25 protein-coding genes are annotated in these 21,594 nt (G+C 57.7%); 18 read left to right on the top strand and 7 right to left on the bottom strand.

What is annotated here, in order from left to right:
* Positions 1 to 24: 24 nt before the first annotated feature.
* The 6 genes from ACUZ9Q_RS07405 to ACUZ9Q_RS07380 all read right to left on the bottom strand — a co-directional run bounded on the left by ACUZ9Q_RS07405 (position 25) and on the right by ACUZ9Q_RS07380 (position 5,432).
* Complete coding sequence (locus tag ACUZ9Q_RS07405; protein ID WP_215647601.1) at positions 25 to 1,314, bottom strand: type II toxin-antitoxin system HipA family toxin; 1,290 nt, start codon at positions 1,312 to 1,314, stop codon at positions 25 to 27.
* A gap of 12 nt (positions 1,315 to 1,326) precedes the next feature.
* Positions 1,327 to 1,668, bottom strand: coding sequence for a helix-turn-helix domain-containing protein (locus tag ACUZ9Q_RS07400; RefSeq protein WP_215647602.1), 342 nt, complete (start codon positions 1,666 to 1,668; stop codon positions 1,327 to 1,329).
* A gap of 84 nt (positions 1,669 to 1,752) precedes the next feature.
* Positions 1,753 to 2,403: a type A chloramphenicol O-acetyltransferase gene (gene catA / locus ACUZ9Q_RS07395; protein ID WP_215647603.1), complete on the bottom strand. Its 651-nt coding sequence runs from the start codon at positions 2,401 to 2,403 to the stop codon at positions 1,753 to 1,755.
* A gap of 67 nt (positions 2,404 to 2,470) precedes the next feature.
* The gene (locus tag ACUZ9Q_RS07390) at positions 2,471 to 4,534 is read right to left on the bottom strand and encodes a DUF2207 domain-containing protein (protein ID WP_449247631.1); all 2,064 of its coding nucleotides are present in this window, start codon (positions 4,532 to 4,534) and stop codon (positions 2,471 to 2,473) included.
* 54 nt (positions 4,535 to 4,588) lie between these two features.
* A complete protein-coding gene (locus ACUZ9Q_RS07385; protein ID WP_308584218.1) occupies positions 4,589 to 4,885 on the bottom strand; it encodes a hypothetical protein in 297 nt (98 codons plus the stop codon).
* Positions 4,869 to 5,432 carry a LemA family protein gene (locus tag ACUZ9Q_RS07380; protein WP_215647605.1) on the bottom strand — a complete coding sequence of 188 codons (564 nt, stop codon included), beginning with the start codon at positions 5,430 to 5,432 and terminating at the stop codon, positions 4,869 to 4,871. The genes ACUZ9Q_RS07385 and ACUZ9Q_RS07380 overlap by 17 nt, the downstream gene beginning before the upstream one ends.
* Before the next feature lie 386 nt (positions 5,433 to 5,818).
* Here ACUZ9Q_RS07380 and ACUZ9Q_RS07375 point away from each other — a divergent pair, with 386 nt between their 5' ends.
* Both ACUZ9Q_RS07375 and ACUZ9Q_RS07370 read left to right on the top strand, forming a co-directional pair.
* Positions 5,819 to 6,769: a hypothetical protein gene (locus ACUZ9Q_RS07375; RefSeq protein ID WP_449247630.1), complete on the top strand. Its 951-nt coding sequence runs from the start codon at positions 5,819 to 5,821 to the stop codon at positions 6,767 to 6,769.
* A gap of 63 nt (positions 6,770 to 6,832) precedes the next feature.
* Positions 6,833 to 7,765, top strand: a complete 933-nt coding sequence (locus ACUZ9Q_RS07370) for a hypothetical protein (protein WP_449247629.1) — start codon at positions 6,833 to 6,835, stop codon at positions 7,763 to 7,765.
* Between the two features lie 242 nt (positions 7,766 to 8,007).
* Here the strand turns inward: ACUZ9Q_RS07370 and ACUZ9Q_RS07365 are convergent, their stop codons facing one another.
* Positions 8,008 to 8,175 (bottom strand): hypothetical protein, encoded by a 168-nt coding sequence (locus tag ACUZ9Q_RS07365; protein ID WP_192111807.1) that lies wholly within the window; start codon positions 8,173 to 8,175, stop codon positions 8,008 to 8,010.
* A 119-nt stretch (positions 8,176 to 8,294) separates the two neighbouring features.
* Here ACUZ9Q_RS07365 and fabG point away from each other — a divergent pair, with 119 nt between their 5' ends.
* The 16 genes from fabG (at position 8,295) to ACUZ9Q_RS07285 (ending at position 21,587) form a co-directional block, all read left to right on the top strand.
* Positions 8,295 to 9,023: a 3-oxoacyl-ACP reductase FabG gene (fabG, locus tag ACUZ9Q_RS07360; RefSeq protein WP_225529807.1), complete on the top strand. Its 729-nt coding sequence runs from the start codon at positions 8,295 to 8,297 to the stop codon at positions 9,021 to 9,023.
* Between the two features lie 6 nt (positions 9,024 to 9,029).
* Positions 9,030 to 10,244, top strand: a complete 1,215-nt coding sequence (locus ACUZ9Q_RS07355; protein ID WP_449247628.1) for a beta-ketoacyl-[acyl-carrier-protein] synthase family protein — start codon at positions 9,030 to 9,032, stop codon at positions 10,242 to 10,244.
* Positions 10,244 to 11,701: a phytoene desaturase family protein gene (locus ACUZ9Q_RS07350; RefSeq protein WP_449247627.1), complete on the top strand. Its 1,458-nt coding sequence runs from the start codon at positions 10,244 to 10,246 to the stop codon at positions 11,699 to 11,701. Before ACUZ9Q_RS07355 ends, ACUZ9Q_RS07350 begins: the two co-directional genes overlap by 1 nt.
* Positions 11,683 to 12,924 (top strand): beta-ketoacyl-[acyl-carrier-protein] synthase family protein, encoded by a 1,242-nt coding sequence (locus ACUZ9Q_RS07345; RefSeq protein ID WP_308584234.1) that lies wholly within the window; start codon positions 11,683 to 11,685, stop codon positions 12,922 to 12,924. Before ACUZ9Q_RS07350 ends, ACUZ9Q_RS07345 begins: the two co-directional genes overlap by 19 nt.
* Complete coding sequence (locus ACUZ9Q_RS07340; protein ID WP_022658786.1) at positions 12,921 to 13,190, top strand: acyl carrier protein; 270 nt, start codon at positions 12,921 to 12,923, stop codon at positions 13,188 to 13,190. Before ACUZ9Q_RS07345 ends, ACUZ9Q_RS07340 begins: the two co-directional genes overlap by 4 nt.
* Complete coding sequence (locus ACUZ9Q_RS07335) at positions 13,138 to 13,926, top strand: lysophospholipid acyltransferase family protein (RefSeq protein WP_449247626.1); 789 nt, start codon at positions 13,138 to 13,140, stop codon at positions 13,924 to 13,926. The genes ACUZ9Q_RS07340 and ACUZ9Q_RS07335 overlap by 53 nt, the downstream gene beginning before the upstream one ends.
* Positions 13,927 to 13,931: 5 nt before the next feature.
* Positions 13,932 to 14,348, top strand: coding sequence for a hypothetical protein (locus ACUZ9Q_RS07330; protein ID WP_192111801.1), 417 nt, complete (start codon positions 13,932 to 13,934; stop codon positions 14,346 to 14,348).
* Positions 14,338 to 14,775 carry a 3-hydroxyacyl-ACP dehydratase gene (locus ACUZ9Q_RS07325; protein ID WP_449247625.1) on the top strand — a complete coding sequence of 146 codons (438 nt, stop codon included), beginning with the start codon at positions 14,338 to 14,340 and terminating at the stop codon, positions 14,773 to 14,775. Before ACUZ9Q_RS07330 ends, ACUZ9Q_RS07325 begins: the two co-directional genes overlap by 11 nt.
* Positions 14,775 to 15,503, top strand: coding sequence for an outer membrane lipoprotein carrier protein LolA (locus ACUZ9Q_RS07320; RefSeq protein ID WP_227118364.1), 729 nt, complete (start codon positions 14,775 to 14,777; stop codon positions 15,501 to 15,503). The genes ACUZ9Q_RS07325 and ACUZ9Q_RS07320 overlap by 1 nt, the downstream gene beginning before the upstream one ends.
* 115 nt (positions 15,504 to 15,618) lie before the next feature.
* Positions 15,619 to 17,862 (top strand): hypothetical protein, encoded by a 2,244-nt coding sequence (locus ACUZ9Q_RS07315; protein WP_449247624.1) that lies wholly within the window; start codon positions 15,619 to 15,621, stop codon positions 17,860 to 17,862.
* Positions 17,859 to 18,410, top strand: a complete 552-nt coding sequence (locus tag ACUZ9Q_RS07310) for a hypothetical protein (RefSeq protein WP_449247623.1) — start codon at positions 17,859 to 17,861, stop codon at positions 18,408 to 18,410. The genes ACUZ9Q_RS07315 and ACUZ9Q_RS07310 overlap by 4 nt, the downstream gene beginning before the upstream one ends.
* Entirely contained in the window at positions 18,407 to 18,772 is a 366-nt protein-coding gene (locus ACUZ9Q_RS07305; protein ID WP_449247622.1) for a hypothetical protein, read from the top strand. Before ACUZ9Q_RS07310 ends, ACUZ9Q_RS07305 begins: the two co-directional genes overlap by 4 nt.
* On the top strand, positions 18,769 to 19,251 hold the full coding sequence (locus ACUZ9Q_RS07300; RefSeq protein ID WP_449247621.1) for an acyl-CoA thioesterase: 483 nt from the start codon (positions 18,769 to 18,771) through the stop codon (positions 19,249 to 19,251). Before ACUZ9Q_RS07305 ends, ACUZ9Q_RS07300 begins: the two co-directional genes overlap by 4 nt.
* The gene (locus ACUZ9Q_RS07295; RefSeq protein ID WP_449247620.1) at positions 19,239 to 20,426 is read left to right on the top strand and encodes a DUF2062 domain-containing protein; all 1,188 of its coding nucleotides are present in this window, start codon (positions 19,239 to 19,241) and stop codon (positions 20,424 to 20,426) included. Before ACUZ9Q_RS07300 ends, ACUZ9Q_RS07295 begins: the two co-directional genes overlap by 13 nt.
* Positions 20,416 to 21,318 (top strand): LpxL/LpxP family acyltransferase, encoded by a 903-nt coding sequence (locus ACUZ9Q_RS07290; protein ID WP_449247619.1) that lies wholly within the window; start codon positions 20,416 to 20,418, stop codon positions 21,316 to 21,318. The genes ACUZ9Q_RS07295 and ACUZ9Q_RS07290 overlap by 11 nt, the downstream gene beginning before the upstream one ends.
* Positions 21,315 to 21,587, top strand: a complete 273-nt coding sequence (locus tag ACUZ9Q_RS07285; protein ID WP_371740758.1) for a phosphopantetheine-binding protein — start codon at positions 21,315 to 21,317, stop codon at positions 21,585 to 21,587. The genes ACUZ9Q_RS07290 and ACUZ9Q_RS07285 overlap by 4 nt, the downstream gene beginning before the upstream one ends.
* Positions 21,588 to 21,594 lie beyond the last annotated feature (7 nt).

The following is a 21,594-nucleotide window of genomic DNA, read 5'->3' as shown; positions in this document are numbered from 1 at the left end:
GCTCATTTTTATTCCAATGCTGTGTTATGGCGTTGCTGTATCCGGCAGCAGGGCGAGGGCGTAGCAGTTGCGCAGATCGGCAAGGTTACGCTGCGGCACCCCTGTGCTCAGGAGCAGACTTTCCCAGTTCTGGCGGATTGTCCCCCTGATTTCTTCAACAATCATCTGTGCTTCATCGGGGGCAAGGCCAAAGTGCCGTGCCGCGGCCAGCACGTTGCTCATGGCGGAGCTGCGGCCATCCGGCCCCACGCTCAGGTGCAAGGCCCGTGGGGCCTCGTCCATCACAGGCTGCGGCACCACGTCATACGCCGGAGAGAGCCGCCAGCCGGATCGGCCATTCTGATCAGCCAGATGCAGAAAACCATGATTGCGCAAATGGTCGTCGGAGTTGTTGCACAGGGCATTGAAGACCATGCGCTGGTACAGCTCGCGGATATCGCTGCGCGTGGCCTCAGCGCTGTAAAAATCCCGCCGCATGGCTGTGACGATGTCGGCGTAGGCGGCATGCGCTTCCGGCCCTGCGGCGCCAATGAGGGTCATGGCCGAAACAAAGGGCAAGCGGTGCAGGGCGCCGCTGCGAATCTGGCGGTCAAAACGCTCAACCAGAAGGATATCGCGGTTGCCCAGAACCGTAATCCGATCCGTTTCCGGCACATTGATGCCGCACTTTGCCGCGAGGAGCATATTGGCATGCTCTATGCGGCAAGTGGGCCAAGCTTCACGCTCCTTGCTGAATTTTGCAACCCAGAATTTGCCGTCCTGCTCAAACGAGGCCTTGGGCCTTGCGCCGCCAATGGAAGAACCGCGCACAAAAAAGCGTCTGTACTGCGGGTTGAGATCGTCCGCCTGCTCCACGTTGTCCGTAGCCAGCAGCATGCCCTGGAGGTCAAGTTCTGCGCCGGGGAGGCTCTGCGCCCAGGGCGGCACATCGGTAAATGGGGCGGCATCGGGCGCGCTGCTGAAACCGAGCGCGCCGATTCTGTCTGGCCCGGCATAGAGCATGTAGTCAAATTCGCCAAGGTGGGAGCCTGCGGCTTCGGCGGCTATATCAAGAACGTGACGGCCCCAGTCGTCAGGGCAGGCATCGCGCAGCCCGTTAAAGAGCGCGCCGCCCAGCGGGCCTTCGTAGGTGTGTTCCCGTTGCAGGGGCAGCGCAACAGGGTCAACGGCAACCGCGTCAGGCCGCTCCAGATAGCGGTTGGAATATTCAAAGAAGCACTGGCTGAACCGGCCATCCTGAACATAGCGCAGGCGTCCGGCAACAACAAAGCTGCCTTCAAGGTGCATATGCACATACGCCACGCGGGTTGTCATGAGCTGGCTCCCTTAAAAGTCGTAGGAAATTTTGTCCTTGCCGTCCGTTTTTCCTTCAAGCCGCCTGCGTTCGTGGGCAAGGCCGATCATGTCCGTTTCCATGGCGGCCACGTTGTCCAGGTCGTTTTCAAGCCCGAGGGTGAGCAGGGCAGTCACAAGGGTGCCAAGGCTTGTTCCCGGTGTGCCGCTCTCCAGCCTTTGCAGGGAGCCAACAGAAACCATCATGAGCTTGGCCATTTCGTGCAGGGTCAGACCCCGGCGCTTTCGCGCCAGTTTGATTCTGCGGCCCAGATCCTCAAGTTTTGCCAGAACCTTGGGCGGCAGGGCGGCTGTGGAAGCTGACGATTTACTCATAAACGATACTTTATTGGCATTTTTTGTTAATATATAGATAAATAAAAAATGGTCAAGGAGGAAATGCCAGGTCGATCAAACAGGTCACAGCCAATCGCTGAAGTTCTGGGCCAGACCTTGAACGGCATCTATGAATTTTCCCACATGATAGCCGTCGCACACTGCGTGATGCACTTGAATGGAAAGCGGCATGTGTGTCTTTCCGTTTTGTTCCAGATAGCGTCCAATAGTAAAAATGGGCGGAAGGTATGTTCCCTCGCCGTAAACATTCAGATTGAAGCCGGTGAAGCTCTGCCAGGGAAAGGATGAAATTGTGAACAAGTTTTCAGGCATGTTGTTTTGAGGAAAAAGCGTATCAGAGTTGCCGTATTTTTCCATGTCGTGAATGCAGTTGTCATAAAATTTGCTGAAATCACTATCAAATAGCGTGAATATACTGCTGAAAGTTTCAGTTTTTTTGTTTAAAATCGTGTAACTTGGGCTTGTTGATTCCCAGTAGCCAAGTTCGCCATGAGTATTTATAGCCATTCTGAATTCTTGAAATTTATTAACGGCGCATGAAAGCATGTATATTTGAGCAGGGTATGCCTTGACTCCACGAAGCTTCAATTCTTTTACAAGTGAATCAATTTCTATATTTACTGTGATGCTGTAAGTACAGCGAACAGTATGGACGTAATGCTGATAATAATATTTCCTTTTCCAGGTGTTCAAATCGATTATATTAAATAACATGAAAAATAGTCCTTTTGCTATTGCTTGCTCGTCACGAAAGTACGTAATCCCTGAGTCGTTTTGTAGTTCACAGTCCGCCGCCTCCACCCCCGCCAGATCCGCTGCCCGAGCCGCCACCGCCGGAGCTGAAACCGCTGGCGGATGAAGATTCGGCAGACGCGGAGGAGGCGCTTACGGCGCTGCCAAAACCATTGGAAAAGTCGCCCCAGCCGTCATGCCCGTGCACAAGGGCGACATCAACGCCGGAGTCTTCCAGCGCTGCCGCCTGGATCTGCTCGGCAAACCTGTTGCACCACGTTTTTTCCAGCCCCAGCACCAGTGCATAGGGCAGCAGACGGCGAAAAACCTCGGGCGTGTTTTCGGGTTTTTCATCCTGCGCGCCTACCTGCTCCATGCGTGGCAGTTCCGCCGTGCGCATATACATGGCAAGGCCTTCAATTTCGTCCAGTACAGCGCGGGCTGCGGGGCTTGGAGCCTTGATGACGGCTGTGAAGACAACGGATGTGATAATCATGAGCAAAAGAAGCAGCCACCCCAGATCGTAAAAATAAAACTGAAGACCAACCGCAGTTATCCCGGTCAGGGGCAAAGCCATAAGCCCCAGAGTTGCCAGCAGGGATTTTGCCTGCTGCCGCACCAGCAGCAGGGGGAGCGCCAGTGCGGCGCAAAAAGCCATGCAAACCGCGAGCAACAGAAGAATCAGCGGCAGTTGCGAGCTATCCGGGGTAAGCAACGAAGGGTCAACTTCCCAAAAGCTCGCCGCAAAAGCCAGCGGCAGCACCAAAAACCAGCCAAGCACTGCAACCCAGGTGTTCAGCTGCCATGCACCCTTAAAGTTTTGCTTAAGGTTTGCCCTGGCAGCGTTGAAAATACTGCGGACATCTTCATTTTTGGGGCGCAGCAAGAGTTTTTCACCCTTGCCAGTACTGTGCACAAGCTCGCGGTACACGGTCTGTTCTTCTGCGGTAAGCCCCTCTGTGCGTCCGTTTGATGCGGCGGGCAGCTCCAGCGCATAGGTTTTGGCGTCTGCCTTGCTGATGCGGCACAGCCCCTTGAACGCCAGAGCCAGAAACGTGGCGGCAAGCCCCCGGCCAGAGATGCGGGCCGACTTGTATAAGAACTCCACCGCCAGCGGCGAAAGTACTTGCGGCGTGGCCTCAGCAGCAGATTTTTTGCTCCACTGAGCGGCTTTGGGCGGGTAATAGCGGGGGAATATGGCACCCTTGGGCGGGTCAATGCCAAGGCGTTGCCAAAGCAGAAAATAATAAAGAAAAACAGCGCAAAAAGCCAGACACTGCGCGGGCAGCAAGGGATTATCATACAGGACTTCAAAGAGCAGGCCCCGCTCCCTGATGACACGCTCCTCTTCCTGCCGGGCCAGCTCCAGGGCTTCGTCCTCCCTTTGTTGCTGCAATGCAAGCGGAAGCACAGGGTCGGCAATGCCCTGCCTGTCAAAGGCCACAGCCACCGTAAGCTGCGTGTCAGGCTCAAGGGTGCTGGCAAGGGTAAAGGATGCTTCGTTGGTTTGCGGTCTGCCAATGGTGATGTGGTCGGAATTTCTGGAGCCAGCCAGCCCGGCCCACGCGGCGGTTTGCTGCACGGCTACGCCCTTGGGCAGTGTAACGCGGCATGAAGCGTCAAGGATAGGGAAGCCCCACACGCCAGTGGCGTTCCAGTTGAGTTCCCCATTGGATTCATAAAAACGCAGGTGCAGGGAAGTGTCGTATTCAAGCACAAAGCGGTGCTGCCCCGTGGAGAGCGGCTCCTTGCCGCGCATGAGCACCCGAATGTAGTCGTTCCTGACTTCGGTTTCGACCGGGTTGAGGGGCACGCCGTCAATGCTTGCGGATGTAACGGTGAAAGGAACCGTGCCGCTGTAGTTCGCCGGGCCGGAATAGAGCAGGGGGAGTTCGCGGTATATGCCTTTTTTAATCTGATTGCCTTCCGCCTGCACAACAATTGCTTCGCGCACATGCATACTGCCGTCCTGATGGATTGTGACGGTAGAGGCAAAGCTCTCTATGCGTTCCTGCGCGGCAGCAAGGCACATGGCATGGATGCAGAGCAGCAGGGCGCATACGGTCAGTGCAATGCGGCGTGTAAACCAACTGCTGGCATTGGGCGTGTGCATGGTTTCATCCTTGCGCAAGCTGCTTGTGGTGGGATGTCTGGGCTCAGGCGGTGGTTAAAAAAGTATGTCAGGCAGGCTCAGGGCAGCAAGCCCCACAGAGCCGAGCAGGCCCATGAACGCAAGGGCCATCCGCGCGAAATTGCCGCGTATATAGCACCGCCGCGCATACCACAGCCAGATGAGCCCTGCGGCAAGGTTGCAGCCAAGCAAGGTGTCTGACCGCCGCGCCATGATAAGCACGCCGGAGCCCCAAAGCTGCAAGGCAGCCATCAAGGCAGCAGCCATAAAGTGCAGGGCATGCCGCCACAATCGGCGGCCCAGCCCGTCTTGCCTGTTATTGTGCACCAACATCAGGAACTGCCCGTTCTGCTGGTGAATCAAGTTCAAAATACGCCACAGGGGCAAAGTGGAAAAATCCGGCAACCAGATTGCCGGGGAACTGGCGGACTCGGTCGTTCTGTTCCCTTGCTGCGCCATTGTAGTAGCGGCGGGCCATCTGGATTTCGTCCTCCAGCGTGGCGAGGCTTTGCTGCAACTGGCGATAGTTTTCGCTGGCCTTAAGTTCCGGGTAGGCCTCCGCAATGGCAAAAAGCTTGCCCAGCGCGCCGGAAAGCAGATTCTCCGCTTTGGCCTGGGCCGCAACATCGCCCTGCACGGAGAGGCTGCGGGCACGCGCCGCGCTCACCTCTTCAAACAGGCTCTTTTCGTGGCTGGCATACTGCCTGACGGCGCTGACCAGATTGGGCACCAGATCGTGCCGCCGCTTGAGCTGCACATCAATGCTGCTCCAGGCTTCGTCCACCATGTTTTTGCCGCGCACCAGGGCATTGTAAAGGGCTACAATGACCGCGAACACAACCACAGCGCCCCCTATGGCGATCAAGATGCCGGTGCTCATACGAACTCCTTGGATTTGCTGGGAACATACGCAGGCTTATGCATCAGCGTGATGCGAGCGGACTCGGTTAGCGTGGCAAAAATCCAGTTAATGTTGCCATAAAAACTGGCATATATGTGATATTGGGTCAATGCCTCAGTGCCGCCAGCCATAAGAGGCGGTCTTCTGGATAAGCCCCAGACCGGCCCTCTCGTGCTGCCTCCTTTTGTCGCCCTCAGGCCAAAACATCCAAAGACATTTATGCACAGGTGCGTTACGAAGGTAAGGAAGTGGAAAGGGAAAATCAGGCCGAAATCACCAATAAAATTCCGGGGGATTGCGACATGGGCTTTTTGAGGGTTTCCAAAGTGTGCGTGCATGATGGCTCTGCTTGTGTCGGCTGGGGAATGCCCCGGAGTGCGATTCCTTTTTTATGGTTACAGGCTGCCGCGAAGCCTGCTTTTGTATTGCTGTGCCTGCTGTTGTGCCCCGGACTTTCGGCTTTTGCGGCTCCCCGCACGGTGGGGGATTGGGTGGTCGAGGTGCCAGCAGGCTGGAAAACGCAGGAGGAGGGGAATCAGGTACTGCTCAGCTCTCCCAAAGAAGACTGCTATGTGACGATGCTTGAGAAGGATTGCTTCAACGGCGATCTGGATCTGCTTGCAAAAGCTTCCGCCAGCATAACTGGCGGCAACGACCTGCGCACTCTGGGTGAAGGTAAGGGGGTTGTTTTTGCCGACAAGATTGCGCGATACTGGGTTGGCCTTGCGGACGACAAGTATATGGAAGTCTCTGTTGGACATGCCTGCCGAGGTGTGGGGCCCATTGTAAAAAGCCTGAAAATTTTTCCTAAGGCCAAGAATGCAGCGCCCCTGAACAAACTGCTGGCAGTTGCGCAAGGCCCGGAAAATACCAGGTGGCTTGTGACCGGCGACCGTCCGGACGATGCCAGGCCTGTGGAACCCGCAGACCCTACTGGCGACAGGCCTGATTTTGCGGCCCTGGCAGACCTTGCTGCCCCCGCCCCAGCTCCGCAGGGAAAAACCATCCCTGAAGGCTGGCGCACAACGCACACCGGACAGTGGACAATCTATGACAAACCGGACGAAAAGGTGTGGTACGCTGTGGGATTGTATCCACTCAAAAAAGTGGAAAACGGGAAGTGGGGCACGGATCTTATTGATCTTGCCCGCAAGCTGAAGGGCATCAACATCACCACCGGCGAAGGCACCGTTGATTTTTATACTCGAGAAGGCGGCATCGGCACAGTGCTGACCAATGACGCCAACACGGTTGTTGAACTGTATTACCCCGAAGACGATGCCAACCTGGCGGAACTGCGCGAAGCGCTGCATTGATGCCGGGGTATTGCGCGCATCTGACCAACGGATTTCGTCAAACCGCACTACAAGGAGTCTCGCATGTACTTGCTGAAGCAATGGGTTGCTGGCGTGGCGGCCCTGCTGGTTTTTCTGCCGTCAACGGGGTTTGCGGCCGGGATAATGCTGAAAAACAGCATGAACTCTGACATCAAGGCCGTTTTTTGCGTGGGCAACAATGGGGATAAAAAGCCTGTTGTTGAGGGCTTGGCAAAAAAGTCATCCAAGACGGTAAGTCCGGCCAAGTTTCCTGAGCATGACTGCACGCGCATTGGCGTGACCATGCAAAACGGCATGGGCTGGCAGTATTATCACGAGCCTGAACCCGGTTCAGCCAGGGAAATCGAGTTTGCAATGGATGCCGCAGGCCGCAACGAAAAGCGCAAGTATCCCTCCATGCTCATAACCATGCCAGATGGTGAGGCTTATGTGGCCCCGGCGGGTGTGCCCATGTTCATGCTGGTGCAGTTGATGCGCAAGGGAATGGACGTGGCCCGCTGGAAGGAATTTGCCCTGCCCGGCTATGATGAGCTTAAAGAACCCGGCGCTTATGCCGTGTGCTTTGCCGACCAGTCGTGGAGCCTCGCGGGCAAGGGCCTGCAATTTGACGGCAAGGGCGGCGAGCTGGAAACGGTTGCCCTGTCTGCGCCATTTGCCAATACAACCATTGGGGCCATATTTGAAGAACTGAAAAAGAACGGTTGGCTGCCTCTGGTTCTGGATGCCGGAGGCCAGACAAGCGTATTTGGCGCGCAGGGTGCGGCCCTCGCCCCCAAGGGAAAAGCCGTGGACTGCCCCCAAACCGCTGACGGCATGTGGGAGGCCTTTGAAACCATGTTTGTGAGCAGTACGGAAAATGCGGATAAGCCCGTGTGTGTTGTGCTTGGCAGCGAAGGGTTGCGGTTTGCAATGAACCTTGATCTGGATGCCGCACTGGCGGAGATAAGCCTTACGCGGGTGCCAGCAGGGAAGTAGGCAGTATTGAAGTTTAAGGAGATGAGTGAAAGCGTGGCTTATATGTTTGATAAGGACGTATAAGCCACGTTGAATTTTTCAAGATGGCAGGGTGCCCCAAACTGCGCTCAACTCAGGGCCAGATTTGTTTTCTGTTGCCTCGCAGAATCTGGGCTTTATGCTTGCCAGCCATGCAGCACACCTTGTTTGTTGAATTATTTTCTTCAACAAGCAGTGCGGTGCTACAAAATCAACATAGCAAACTAGTCTGCTTTTTTCTGTTCACCCTTGTAGCCGTCATTATAGCCCTGCTGAACAGCATCAACCTTTCTTTCAATTTTTGCAGAGGCTTTGCCAGCAGTTCTGCCAACCCAACTGCATCCGCTGGAAAAGAAAAAAAGCGCAATCAAGGCTGTTGCAAGAATCCGCATGATAAATTCCATCCTAAATTGAGAGTTGTCCTAAAAGAGTCTCTTGTATATTGTGCGGCTGTCCAATCTGGTGCCTTTTTAATAAATAAAGGCATGCAAACATGCAAGCAGGGGAGCAAATGCAAACTTCGCCCATAGCTCTGGTAACGGGCGCAAGCAAGGGAATTGGCAAGGCCATTGCCCTTGGCTTGGCCGCCGATGGTTTTGATATCTGGCTGAACTACCGCAACGACCACGATGCCGCAGAAGCCGTGCGCGATGCCATTGAGGCTCTAGGCCGTCAATGTGTTTTGCTGCCCTTTGACGTGGCGGACAAAGATGCGGTGGAAGCCGCCCTTGATCCACTGCTGGCGGAGGAAACGCCCTTTGCCCTAATCAACAACGCAGGCTTTGCCCGCGATACCGTCTTTGGCCTTATGTCCGAAGAGCAGTGGGATTCCGTCATCGGTGTGCATCTAAATGGATTTTTCCATGTGTCGCGCAAGGTTGTACCGCGTATGCAGCGGGCGCGCACCGGGCGTGTTGTAAATATTGTTTCCACCTCGGGGCAGGCAGGTATGGCGGGGCAGGTGAACTACTCCGCAGCCAAGGCTGGTCTTATTGGTGCAACACGCGCCCTTGCACGCGAGCTTGGGCGGCGCAACGTGCTTGTTAATGCCGTGGCCCCTGGCTTTATCAGCACAGAGATGACGGCCGGGCTGCCAGTGGATGAATATATGAAAAGCGTGCCCCTTGGCAGACCGGGCTTGCCGGAAGAAGTGGCGGGCTGCGTGCGATTTTTGTGTTCCAACCTATCGTCCTACGTTACCGGGCAGGTACTGTCCGTTAACGGCGGACTGTACATGTGAGGCCCGATGCGGCGAGTTGTCATAACTGGCGTGGGGCTTGTATCCGTTCTGGGCGTTAGCCGCGAGCAGATCGCCAACGCGTTGTATAATGGGATTTCGGGCATAGTTGCCGACCCGCAGCGGCTGGAGCATGGCTTTCACAGCCCGCTTACAGGGCATATAGACGGTTTTGATTGCGCGCGCCATCTTAACAGAAAGCAGCGCAAAAGCATGCCGGATTTTGCCATTCAGGCGCATGCGGCAACGCTGGATGCCCTGGATCAGGGCGGGCTGGCACCCGAAGACCTGCGCTCAGACAGGTGCGGGCTTGTTTTTGGCAATGATTCCACAGTGCAGTCTGTAGTTGACCAGCAGGCGGCCTTGCTGGAAGCTGGCTGCACTTCCGGCATGGGCAGCGGCCATGTTTTTCGCTGCATGAATTCCACCATCACCATGAATCTCAACGTATTGCTTGGCAATACCGGCCCAAGCTGGACGGTAAGCGCCGCCTGCGCCAGCGGGGCATATGCCATCGGCCAGGCGGCAGACCAGATTCGCCTAGGGCGGCTTGACCGCGTGGTCTGCGGCGCTGCGCAAGAAGTGAACTGGCCGTCTGTATGCTCCTTTGACGGTCTGGGGGCCTTTTCTGCGCGCACGCCTGCGGAGGCGGCGTCCCGCCCCTTTGACAAGGGCAGGGACGGGCTGGTGCCAAGCGGCGGCGCTGCGGCCCTGCTACTGGAAGATTACGATACTGCCCGCAGCCGCAACGCCTGCATTCTGGCAGAAGTACTCGGCTTTGGTTGCAGCGCGGACGGCGAAACCCTTTCCGTTCCCAGCCGCACAGGGCTTGCGCGCGCCATGCGTATGGCTCTGGCGGAAGGCGGGCTGAGCGCTGCTGATGTGGATATTGTCAACGCGCATGCCACATCCACCCCTCAGGGGGATGCGGCGGAGGCAGCCAATCTGCGGGCCGTTTTCGGCGCTGACTGCCCCGATGTCATGGCGCTGAAAAGCCTCACCGGGCATGAATTGTGGATGTCTGGCGCATCGCAGGTGGCCTATGCCGTCATTATGGCGCAGGCGGGCTTTACGGCTGCTACCATAAATTATGAAGAGCCGGACGAAGATACCGCTGGTATTCCCGTACTTGTCCGCAGGCTGGAGCAACCCCCGCGAGTCGTGCTGAATAACGCTGCGGGCTTTGGCGGCAGCAACGCCAGTATCGCCTTGAGGCTCGGCTGATGCGCTGCGTGGTCGCAGGCAGCGGCATTACCGGCCTGACTGCCGCCTTGTTGCTGGCGCGGCAGGGCCACGATGTTGCCGTGCTGGAGGCTGGCCCGCGCGTTGCCCCGTTGCTGCGTGGTTTTTGGCGCGAAGGCCTGTATTTTGATACGGGCTTTCACTGCGGCGGCGGTCTGCATGCCGGGGGCGTTTTGCGCCGCTGGCTGCGGGCGTTGGGTGTAGAAAAGCATTTGCGGCAGATCACGACCACCCGCACGGAGGTCTTCCACTTTGCCGATGGGCAGGTGTTTCAGCTTCCGGCAGGGCAAGCGGCGGTAACAGAAGCTGTTGAGCGGCAATTTCCCGGCGCAGGGCCAGCCATGAAGGCTTTTCTGCACCATATGGATACGGAACTGGGCCACTCCCCCTACCTGAATCCCGCTGTGCGGGCAGAGCCGTCTTTTGCGCTCCACAGCGCGGGCAGCGTGGCCCAGTATGCTGCATCTGCGGGCTTTCCTCCGCACTTGCGGGCCATGCTCGGCACCCGGTGCCTTTTGTACGGCGTGCGGCCCGAAGAATCCTCACTTGAAGAATATTCCCTTGTGGCCGGGCCGTATTTTCAGTCCAGCGGCTCGTGGCAGGGTGGTGGGCTGGCTCTGGTTGAGGCGCTTCTGGCATGCCTCGGCGAGCTTGGGGTCACTGTGCGTTGCAACGCTGCCGTTGCGGGTATAGAGGCGGACAAGGCGCAAGGCGTGCGTGGCGTGGTATTAGGTGACGGTTCCCGCCTTGTCTGCGAGCGCTGCTTCTTTACCGGGCATCCCTCGCAGCTTGAGGGGCTGATCCCCAAGGGTCTCATGCGTCCGGCCTACCTGCACCGCATAAATGAGCTGCCGGAAACACGTTCCGCCATGTTGCTGTTTGCAGAAACACGCGACTGCCTGAATGAAAATGAAAGCATCTATCTGCTGCCGGAGCCTTCAGCGGAAGAACTGTTCCAGGGTGTGGAAAGCGCGCACCCCAGCATATACCTTTTTTGCGACAGACCGCAGCCAGATGGCAGAAAGGCTGTGATGGCCGTGGCGCTCATGGATGACAAGGATTTGCCCAACGGCGATCCGCATCCGCGCCCCCAAAGCTATGTGGCGTGGAAGCGTGAGTCTGCTGCCCGATTGCAGGCCTACATTGAAAAACGTCTGCCGGAGCTTGCAGGGCGCTGGCGCATCCTGGATGCGGCAAGCCCGCTGACAATGAGGCGCTGGGTTCACGGCGCTACTGGCAGCCTTTATGGTGTGAAGCACCACCTTGGCGCTATGCCCATGCTGCCTGTCACACGCCTGCCGGGGCTGTTCCTGGCCGGGCAGAACATCCTGCTGCCCGGTGTGCTGGGCGGCATGGTCAGCGCTGCCCTGGCCGTGGGATTTTCCTTCGGTCACGATAACGCTCTCAAGGAGTTCAGGGAATGCGCGGAAAGCGAGTAGTCGTTACGGGCATGGGCGCGGTTTCGCCATTTGGCGAAGGCGTGGCAGCCATGTACGAAGGTGTGCGCGATAACCGTTGCGCGCTGACCACCTTGCCGGAATACAAGCTTGAGGGTTTGTCGTGCCGTGTGGCCGGGCTGGTGCCGCCATTGCAGGAAAAGCGTATTCCACGGGAATTGCGGCGTTCCATGTCGCCCATGTCTATTTTTTCCTGCCTCGCTGCCTGGGAGGCTTTGACAAATGCCGGGCTGAGTACCCGGCCCGAGCAGCGCATGGGCGTAGCTGTTGGCTCAACGGTTGGCAGCCCCACCATGCTGCACGAGTTTTTTGAGATGTTTCTGCGCGAGCACAGCGTGGAGAGCATGCGCAGCACTGTATTTTTCAAGGTCATGAGCCACACGGTTGCCGCCAATGTGGCCCTGGCCTGCGGGTGCGCAGGCCGCACGCTTGCGCCTGCTGCCGCCTGCGCCTCTGGCCTCATGAGCCTGTGCCTCGGGTACGAGGCTATCGCGGCAGGGCGGGAAGAAATGATGCTCTGCGGCGGCGCGGATGAATTCCACCTATTGACCTCCGCCACCTTTGACCGCCTTGGCGCTGCATCCCACATAGAAGACCCGGATTGCGCCTCTCGCCCCTTTGATGCGGAGCGCACAGGCATTGTTTGCGGCGAGGGTGCGGGCATCCTGCTGCTGGAGAGTCTGGAAAGTGCTCAGGCCCGCAATGCGCCCATACTGGCGGAAATCCGCGGCGCGGCCATATCTTCATCGCCCGGCAGCATCGCCCAGCCCGACGCGGCTGCCATTGCCGGCTGCATGCGCAGAACGTTGGACGATGCAGGCGTACAACCGCAGGATGTTGCCTATGTTAACGCCCACGCCACCGCTACCGAATTCGGTGATATTGCAGAAGGGCAGGCCATTGAAGCCGTTTTTGGCTCATCAGTGCCAGTGAGCAGTTTCAAGGGGCACCTTGGGCACACAATGGCGGCCAGCGGCGCGCTGGAAAGCATTTTGTGTATAGAAATGTTGCAGTCCTCCACCTATTTTCCAACGCGCGGCTTGCGCAATCCCGATGCCCGATGCGGAAATCTGAATCATATGTGCGAGCATCTGCATAAACCAAGTGGTTTGGTATTGAAAAACAGTTTTGCGCTTGGCGGTTGCAATTGCACTATCATATTTGATAGGTTGAGTGAAAATTCAATCAATGTTGGGAAAGAATGAACGATAATAAAATTAGAGAGACGATTGACGCGGCCTTGAGTGAAGAATTTGAATTGTCCCCGGATCAGCTTGTTCCTACAGCGCATATCAAGGAAGACCTCGGGCTTGATAGCCTTGATATCGTAGATATGGTCATAGTGCTGGAAAAGGCCTTCAACTTCAAATTGCAAAACAAAGAGTCCCTGGTAAAAATTCAGACACTAGGGGACATTTATGCATTCATCGAGGCCTTGCGCGATGAAGGTACCGTCAAGGCGGAACAGTAATATTGTGTCAAACATTGCCATAAGTGCAATCTTTGTTTGCTGGACAATTATTATTTTGCCTTTAACTCTGTGCATTGCCGCGTTGCACACGGTTTTCCCCGGTGTCATGTGCGTGGTTAATCGGCGGTACATCTGGCTTTATGGCCGCTCTACGCTGTTTTTTTTGCGGCCCTGGCTGCCGGTGCGTATTCGCAACGCACATATGGCAGTGGAGTATCCTGGGTCGGTTGTTGTGTGCAACCATCAGTCTTTTTTGGATATATACCTGCTTGCGGCGCAGGATCAGGCCAATGTGTGCCTGATAACCAAAAGCTGGCCCTTCCGCTTGCTCTTTTTCTTTGCGCCCACCATGCGCAGCGCGGAATATATTGATGCTGAGAGTCTGTCCGCAGAACAGGTCGAGGCTTTGTGCCTTGAACGTCTGCGTGATGGGGTTACTCTGGTGATTTTCCCTGAGGGCAGCCGTACCCGCACTGGTGCTCTGGGCAAGTTTCGGGCTGGTGCTTTCCACGTTGCTGTAAAGGCCGGTCGCCCCGTGCTCCCCTTGCTGATTCACAACAGCTTCCAGGTGTTTCCTCCTGGCGCCAAGGGCTTTCATCCTGCTACTATCCATATGGAGTTTCTTGATCCGGTATGGTCACAGGCCTTTGCCGGAGAACTTTTACCGCATCGCGCCATGATGCGGCATGTCAGAAACCTTTATGTAAAACATCTAACGTGTGCGACAGGAGAGTAACTGTAATGAAAAAATATCTTTTGCTTACGGTGCTGGTGATGACTCTTGCGGCCATTGGCTGCCGTTTTGGCCAGCCTGTGGGCACTTTTGCCTATGACTTCCCCTCGGCCGAAGCCAGCAAGAATATTTCTGAAAAAAAGATGCACGATGCCATCGTCAAAGCCTGCGCTGATACCGGCTGGCGCGTTTCTGAACCTTCCTCCAACACGATTGAAGCTACAATCATGGTGCGCAACAAGCACACTGTGGTGGTCTCCATCCCCTATACGGCCACGCATTACAGCATCAACTACAAGGCCAGCACCAATATGGAATACAAGGCCAAGAGCGACGGTAGCGCTGTTATCCACCCCAATTACAACAAGTGGGTAGGCATTCTTGACCAGAACATCCGCCGGAATGTGGCGAGCAGTGAATACTGATTCGCAGCAGTCTCTTACGGCCATTGTGCCGCACCGTGCCCCCATGCTTCTTCTGAGCGGACTTGAAAGCTTTAGCTCGGAAGAAGCGCGGGCAACGGCGGCAGTGCGGGATGGTAATCCCTTTCTGCGGCCTGACGGCAAGCTTGAGCGCGTGGCCTATGCGGAGATTATGGCCCAGTGTTTTGCCGCCGGGGCCGGGGCCAGCCTGCTTGCGGCAGGTGGTGCCTGCGCGGGTTGGGGCTACCTTGCCGCCTTGCGCGATGTAACCGTGCATGCCGACGCACATGTGGGGCAGCGCCTGGACGTCGTGGTGCGTGTTTCAGCCAGACTTGGCGAAATTGCGGTGGTTGACGGCGAGGTGCATGCCGAGGGGCAACTGCTGGCCACCGGGCAGTTCAAGATATTTATGCCGGAGGAAACGGCCTGATGCGTTCATCTGCGGGCATGCTGCTTTTGGCTGGGTTTATTATGGCTTTTACCGCGCTGCCTACCTCTGCGGTTGCGCAGGGGCAGCCGTTTGCAAGCGCCGAGGCTCTGCTGGATGCTGCCGCAAAGCAAAGTGCTGGCATTGCCAGCCTGAGCGCTGATTTTGTGCAGGAAAAATCCATGACCGTTTTGGCCCGCCCCATGACCTCGCAAGGCTATTTTTGCCTGCGCCGGGGCGTCCAAGCGTCCAGTGTTCAGGAGCGCGCAACCAGCAAGGATGCCAATGGTTTTCAACCAGCCGACAGCCTGCTTTGGGCGTATACCCGTCCTCTTGCCTCTGGCTTTGTCTACAAAAATGGGAAGGGCGCATTGTGGGAAGGATCGCCGGAAGCAACGCGCCCTGCCAATGAACGGGAATCCAGTGTTATTACAGCCATTATCCGCAATATTCTGGACTGGATCAGCATAGACCCGGCGGCTCTGCGCGCCACCTACAGGCTTGAGCGCCCGCAGGCCGACAAACCCATGCTGCAACTGTATCCCCTCCGGCAGTCTTTTTTTGCAAAGCTTGAAGTAACCTTTGCCGAGGACCTCAAGAGTGTACGCCAGTTGACCTTTACGGAACGTAATGGCGACACGGTGCGCATTATCTTTAAGCAAACACGGGTCAACGAGGCCTTGCCAGCACCCTGCGCCGTGCTTGAGGCAGCGGGGAGCGATGGTCAGTAGGCCTATGGGCAAGCCTTTCATTGTCAGGCTCCATTGCTGGTTACGCTCACACAAGATTCTGGGATTCAGCCTGGTTCTCTTGTGCTGGGCGGTTTTTGCCTTGTTGGCCGCCCGGATGCAGCCAGATTCCAGCAGTATGGCCTTTTTCCCTGACGATGCGCCGCAAGTGCGCCGCATGGCCAAAGCTCTGGATGTTTCCCCGGCTTCTGGCCTGCTGTTTATTGATCTTTCCACAGAGCGTCATGGCGGAAAGTATGCGCTTGCAGGCGCTGCCGATGCCATCGTGGGCGATCTGCCGCCGGATATGGCCGAAAGGGTGGGGGCCGTGGGCACGCCCGATGCCCAGGCGCTCATGGCCCTGCTGCCGTATTTTATGGATGATGCCACGTTGGCCCAACTGCAACAGGCAACAGATGCCTCGCAGATTGATGCCGCCGTGCGCTCGGCTCACAACAATCTGAACAGCCTTCTTGCCGCTGGCCCGGCGCAGGACTGGCTGCGGGCCGACCCACTGAGCTTGCGCCGATTTGTGCTTTCACGCCTGCCAGCAGAGCATGCCGGGGCCATGCCTGACCCTGTGCTGGGTTATCCTGTGAGCGCGGACGGCAAACATCTGTTGCTGGTGCTGCGACCAGCCCATTCCCTGCACGATGTCAGCGCCGCCGCTCGGTTGATGGACACCATCCATGCCGCCATGCAGAAACACCTCGCGCCGGACATGCAGGGCCTTGTGGTGGGTGGGCACAGGCACAGCGCCGTCAACGCGCAGGTTATCCAGCGCGATGTGACCAATATCGTCTTTTTTTCCATGCTGGGGTTTGTGCTGGTGTACGCCTTGCTGGTGCGCTCGCGCGGTGCCCTGTGGCTTATGCTGGTGCCCGCGTTTGCCGCCAGCTTCGCCCTGGGCGGCATGACCCTGCTCACGCCAGCGCTCTCCGGGTTGGCCTTGGGTTTTGGAGCGTCCGTACTTGGCGTGGCGGAAGACTACGCCGTGCATATGCATTTTGCCCTGCGTAGCGGCGACTCAACAGAGAGTGTGCTGGAGCATATTACGCCGCCTCTGTTTCAGGGATATCTGGTCAATGCTTCCGGCTTTGCCGTATTGCTGCTTTCGGGCATTCCGGCGGTGCGCCAGCTGGCCCTTTTTGCCCTGCTTACCTTGAGCGCGGGCTTTGCGCTGGCGGTTGTTGTGCTCCCCATATGCCCCTGGTTCAATACGCCGCCCCTGCCTGTGCGTAAGGAAAATACAGCGCCGCGTCAGCCTGTGCCTCTGCGTGTCTTTGCGAGTGTTTTTGGATTGTTGCTGCTGTGCTACGCCTTGTTTTCCATTGTGCGCGTGGATGTTTCGCCCCGCACAATGGGGGCGGATATGGCGCAATTGCAGCAGGACGGCGAGAAGCTCAAGGACATCTGGGGATCGCGCGACAGTAACATCCTCGTGGTTGAAGGCCCGACAACAGACGCGGCCCTTGCCAATGGCCGCGCCGTAGCGCAGGCCCTGCGCGTTCAGGAGCCGGAAAACAAGATCGGCACCCTTACCGATGTGTGGCCTTCGCCAGAGCAGGCGCAGGCCAACGTGCAGCGTTGGGAGGCCTTTGCAAAGGCGGAAGGGCCGCGTGTTCAGGCTCTTTTGGCCTCTGCCGCGCAGCGTTACGGATTCACTGCTGAAGCCTTTGCCCCCTTTGCGCAGTTGCTTGAACGCCCGGTGGCGCAATTTGATCCGTCAGTGCTGCGCGCCGCAGGTCTGGGTGAAATGGTAGATGTCTTTTTGCATGCGCCGCAAGCTGATGACCACACGGCTAGGCTTTTGCTCTTTACCGGCAAAAAGGCGGATGTGAGCCGTCTTGAGCCTGCCCTCGCCGCGCAGACAATGGCGCTGGCCCCCGGCGAGCTTGAAACAACGCTGTTGCAGCAGCTTGGTATGGAAAAGCGGCTTGTGCCTCTGGCCTGGATGGCCTGTCTGGCGCTTCTGTTTTTATACTTTCGCGATGCGCGGCGAACCTTGCTTGCATCTTTGCCTCCGTTGTGTTCCGTTGCATGTATACTTGCGTGGATGTCCATTACCAGCCACCCGCTAACATTGGCGGGCATGGCGGCAATGCCGCTGGTGCTGGGCCTTGCGGCAGACCATGGCATTGTGGTCACGCATGATCTTGTCAGCGGGGTGAAAATGGGCGTGGAGCGGGCGGTTGTTGTGTCTTCGCTCACCACATTCACGGGCATGGGGCTGTTGGCCCTTGCGCAACACCCAGCCCTTAAAGCTATGGGTGAAGTTATTTTCTGGGGTTTGATTGTGGAGGTTCCTGTGGCCTTGTGGCTTTTGCCCAGACTCTGCCGGACGCAAGGAAAACAGGCATGAAGGCCCTGCGCTACATAGGCTTGCTGCTGATTGTGGGTTTGCTTGCAGCTTGCGGCGCGCAAAAGCGTACGGTGCAGTTGCCGCCGATTCAGGCAAGCCAGCAGAGCGGTTCGCTGGTGGCGCAGTTTGGCGCGCGGCTGACCCTTGCCGGGCAAAGCGCGCCTGTGCAGGGCGAAGTGCAAATGACTGAATCCGGCGGGAGTCTGGCGCTTATTCTGCCACATGGCAGAACTCTGGGCGTCTGCACGTACAGCCCGGATGTTGCGCCAGACAGTGAGCCAAAGGGTGCAACAGGTGCGCAGTCTGTAAAAATGCAATGCACCCCGGCGGAAGGTATGGGCAGGGAGGCCGCCATCCTGCTTGTTCGCGCTGGTGTGGCCGTATACAGAATATTGCCTGCTCTCGGTCAGGATACGGCGCTGACGAACCTTGAAGGCAAAGGCTGGAAGGCTCGGTTCAATCCATCAGCGGATGGATTGAATGGCGTGTACAATGAGCAGGACGGAATGACCATGGATATGTACTTTGTGGAGATTTCGCATTTATGAGCGTGATGCGTCGTGCCGTCTTGCATGCGGCCAGCCAGTTGGAACATCTGCCCGAGCAGGGCGCGTGGCGGCAGAGCTTTTGTTTTGCGGCGGACAGTGCGGTGTTTGCCGGGCATTTTCCGGGGCATCCTGTGTTGCCCGCTGTGGTTCAGGTGCTCATGGCTCAGGTTGCACTTGAAGCAATAGGGCAATCCGCTGATCTGGCCTGCGTGCCGCAGGCCAAATTCCTTGCGCCGCTTGGGCCGGATGTGGATATTTTGCTGACCCTGAGCAAGGGACGGCGTGAGGGACGCTGGGAATGCACCCTGCACAGCGGCGAAACGCTGGCAGCCCGCATACAGGTGGAGGTGGCAGCCCCATGAGCCTGCACCGCGCTTCACGCCCTCGCCGCCGTAGCGCGCCGGAGGTGCCTTCTCTCTGCGTCAGCGTCCAGCGCACGGTGCGCTTTGAAGAGGTGGATGCCGTGCGCTTCATGTGGCATGGCCGCTATGCCAGCTGGCTTGAGGATGGCCGGGAGGCCATGGGCCGCGCCTATGGTCTGAGTTATCTGGATTTTCGAGATAATGGAGTTGTGGTGCCGCTCAAGCTTTTTCATCTGGATTTCCACCATCCGCTGCTCTACGGCCAGACATACACCATCCATGCGGAACTGTTCTGGAATGAGGCCGCAGTGCTGGATTTTGAATACCGCATTGAAGACGCGGCAGGGCTTGTGACCACCACCGCCAGCACAACCCAGCTCATGCTCGATCTGGACGGCAACCTGCTCATGGAGCCGCCAGCCTTTTACCGCGAATTCTGCGCACAGTGGCGTCAGGGCAAGGTCGCATGGCGCCAGTAATTGCCGTGGTCATTCCGGTGTACAACCACCGTGAAGGCCTGCGCGATGTGGTGCAGCGGGCCCTGAACCAGTGCCGCACGGTCATTGTGGTGGACGACGGCTCCACAGACGGCAGTGCTGACAGTCTGGAGGGCCTGCCCATTACCTTGGCGCGCCTGCCGCGCAACGGCGGCAAGGGCGCGGCCCTGTTGTCTGGCGCGGCAGAGGCCGCCCGGCTTGGCGCAACGCACATGATAACGCTGGATGCCGACGGGCAGCACTACCCGGAGGATATCCCCCTTTTTTTGCAGGCCATTGCGCAGCACCCCGGCGCAATTATTGTGGGCTGCCGCGATTTCAACGTGCCGCACGTGCCGGGCTCGTCCCGTTTTGGCAGGGCGTTTTCCGCCTTCTGGATGCGGGTGCAGACAGGGGAGCGGGTGCGCGACATGCAAAGCGGCTTCCGCGCCTATCCCTTGCGCGTGCTGGATTGCCTGAAATTCACGGAGCCGGGCTACGCCTTTGAGATTGAAGTGCTGGTGCGCGCCGCATGGGCCGGATTTGACGTGCGCGAAATTGACATTCGGGTGTATTATCCGCCGAGGGAAGAGCGCATTTCTCACTTCAAGGCGCTCAAGGACAATGTGCGCATTTCTCTGCTGAATACGCGGCTGACCATTCGCGCTCTTGTGCCTGTGCCCTTTCGCCAGCACAGCGTAGACGGACAGGGCAGCATATCCTTGCTGCGCCCTATGGATTCCCTGCGCCGCCTGCTTGCGGACAGGGCCACGCCGTGGCAATTGGGGCGCTCCGCTGCTGTTGCCATAGCTGTTTCCACACTGCCCTTGCCGGGCTTGCAGAGTATTCTGCTCCTGCTGTGCATTGGCTGGCTGCGGCTCAACAGGCTCTGCGCGCTGGCAATGATCCCGCTCACGTGGCCCCCATTTGTGCCGGGCCTTGGGGTTTTGCTTGGTTACAGGCTGCGCAAAGGTAGCTGGCTGACGGAATTTTCTGTGCAGACCCTCGGCTATGAAGCTCCCCAGCGCATACTCGACTGGTTTGCGGGCGCGCTTGTTCTTGCCCCTTTGCTTGGTCTGCTGGCAGGGGCCATAGTGGGTGCGCTGGCCTACCTTGCGGCGCGCGGCATGGTGTCCATTCCGCAAGGGGGCGGCAAAGGGAGCGGCCTTGCAGACTAAACGCCCCATAACAGCCGTACTTGGCTCCCGGCTTCAGTACGGTTTTTTTGAGGTTCTGGTGCGCTGCCGGATGCTCTTTGCAGCGCGAGTGGTGCTGGCCTTTGTTGTGTTGTATTATGCCATGCTGCCTCATGTGCGTCAGCGTTGTGCGGCCTATATTGGCCGCCGTTTCCCCCGCGCTGGGGCCTTGGGCAGGTTTGTGCATGCCTACCGCCTGTATCTGAATTTCGGGCAGGTATTGCTGGACAGGATGATTGCCGGAGTGACCGGGCGATTTCCTTTCTGCGAAACGGACCAGCAGGTGCGGCAGCGATTTGCCGAGGCAGGGGCCAACCCGCATGGCTGCATTGTGCTGACAGCCCACATTGGCGCTTGGCAGGTGGGCATTGCGGGGCTTGAGCAGTTTGACCGCCCGGTGAACGTGGTGCAGTTGCACAATCCCGAGGATCAGGGCAAACACTACTTCCAGCACGGCAGGGGCAGGCCGTTCAAGATCATTGATTCGGCGGACCCTGTGGGTTCCATGGTCGAGGCCGCCGCAGCGCTACGGCGCGGCGAAGTTGTCTGCCTGATGGGCGACCGGATGCACGGTACGCGTCAGGCGGGGCAGGGCGTTGATGTAGCCTTCATGGGGGGGAGCATCCGCATTCCTGCCAGCGCCTATGCGCTTGCCTCCATCACGGGGGCGGAACTGCTCATGCTCTTCACCGTGCGCGAAAAAGGCATCACCAGAGTTTTTATGGCTGAGCGGCTGGCGGTTCCCGCTGGTTTGCCGCGCCGCGATGTTTCTGTTTTTCAGCCGTATGCGCAACAGTTTGCCGCAGCTCTGGAGACTGTTGTGGAACGGCACCCGTACCAGTTCTTTAATTTTTACGATATGTGGTCGCAATGATGACAAAAAACGAAATGGAATCCGCCCTGAAAGCGGCGATTATTGATGGTCTGCGCCTCGAAGACGTTACCGTGGAAGACATTGATTCCTCGGCCCCGCTATTTGGAGATTCCGGCCTGATGCTGGATTCGCTGGACGCGGTGGAGCTTGTGGTCGTGGTTGAAAAGCATTTTGGCGTAGCCATTGCTGATGCCGAGGAAGCCCGCAAGGCCTTTACCTCAGTGAGCGGCCTTGCAGACTTTATCTGCGCCCGCAAAGCGCAGGCGTGAGAAAAAC

Source organism: Desulfovibrio desulfopostgatei, assembly GCF_053570645.1.
This window is presented reverse-complemented; position numbering and strand designations above follow the sequence as displayed.